The organism is Nonomuraea sp. NPDC049141 (assembly GCF_040648415.1).
In the GTDB taxonomy this organism is placed as follows: domain Bacteria; phylum Actinomycetota; class Actinomycetes; order Streptosporangiales; family Streptosporangiaceae; genus Nonomuraea.
Window position 1 is genome coordinate 1,309 of the sequence record NZ_JBEZDR010000125.1, and the last position, 1,155, is coordinate 2,463.

General features: G+C 72.4%; 2 protein-coding genes. One reads left to right on the plus strand and one right to left on the minus strand.

Annotated features, from left to right (window positions below; translation table 11 throughout):
* Nucleotides 1-41: 41 nt before the first annotated feature.
* Nucleotides 42-473 (minus strand): OsmC family protein, encoded by a 432-nt coding sequence (locus AB0B91_RS65025; protein ID WP_357659755.1) that lies wholly within the window; start codon nucleotides 471-473, stop codon nucleotides 42-44.
* Nucleotides 474-585: 112 nt separating this feature from the next.
* Here AB0B91_RS65025 and AB0B91_RS65030 point away from each other — a divergent pair.
* A partial coding sequence (locus AB0B91_RS65030) for a hypothetical protein (protein ID WP_358343002.1) occupies nucleotides 586-1,155 on the plus strand: 570 nt, incomplete at its 3' end.

The following is a 1,155-nucleotide window of genomic DNA, read 5'->3' on the forward strand; positions in this document are numbered from 1 at the left end:
GAACGTCCTTCCCGTGGCGGTCGACACCGAGGGTGGGACGGTCAGGAAGCGAGGCGGGCGGTCAGGCTGATCTGGGCGCCCGGGGAGAGCAGGCGGGAGATCGGGCAGTTCTCCTTGGCGGTCTCCGCGAGCTTGGTGAACTGCGCCTCGTCGATGCCGGGCGCCTGGCCGACGGTGTCCAGCTCGATGCGGGTCACCGTCATTCCGGCGTCGGTCTTGTCGAGGTGGACCTTGGCGGTGGTCTCCACGGAGGTGGGGGGAGAGCCGGCCTCGGCGAGCGCCTTGGAGAACGCCATCGAGAAGCAGCCGGCGTGGGCCGCCCCGATCAACTCCTCGGGGTTGGTGCCCTCGCCCTCCTCGAAACGGGACTTGAAGGAGTAGTTCCCCTGCAACCCGCCCTTGCCGGTACGGATCGTGCCGGACCCCTCGGTGAGGTTGCCCTGCCACTGTGCGGAAGCGGTACGGATAGGCATGCACCCGACGCTAGCCCACCGGGCACGAGCCGGCGACCGTTCACGCTCCGAGTCGCGGGGTGCGTACTGTGTCATGATTCGGGGCAGGCCCGCGAACGCGGAAGGGTGGCCGATGTCCCAGGATTCCCCCATTCCCCGGCAGGAACACCGGTCCGACGGTGCGGCCGTCCTGGAGTGGGGCACAGCGGAGCCGGCCGGGCCGCGCCGGTTCGGGCGTACGTTCTCCGGCCTGGGCCGGGACCGCCGACTGCCGGTGTTGCTCGCGGGGCTCGGCGCGGTGGCCGCCCTCGCCTCGATGCTCGGCGAGTGGCAGATCATGACGATCCCCAACGGCGGGCCGCAGGGCAACACGCCGCTGCGGGTGCCGGGCGGGGTGTCCGACATCGGCGGCTTCGGGGTGGGCTACCTGGTCGGGCTGTTCGCCCTGGTCTGCGCGGTGGTGCTCGCGCTGCGCGGCACTGGCGCGGTACGCCCCAACGCCCGGCTCGCCGGGCTGGCCCTGGCCGTGGCGCTGCTGGGGCTGCTGGTCGCGGCCGCCGCCTCGCTGGACGAGGCCGCGCAGCGGGTCTTCTTCTACTCCACGGACGACGGGTTCCAGGTCGAGTACGGCCGGGGCCTGGTGACGGCGTTCGTGGCCTGTGCCCTGTTCGCGGCGTCGCTGAAGCTGGCCCCGGCCGGCGCC

Bases quoted from the DNA above. Each gene is read 5' to 3' on its own strand.
- AB0B91_RS65025 (WP_357659755.1), bottom strand. From the start codon at position 473: ATGCCTATCCGTACCGCTTCCGCACAGTGGCAGGGCAACCTCACCGAG.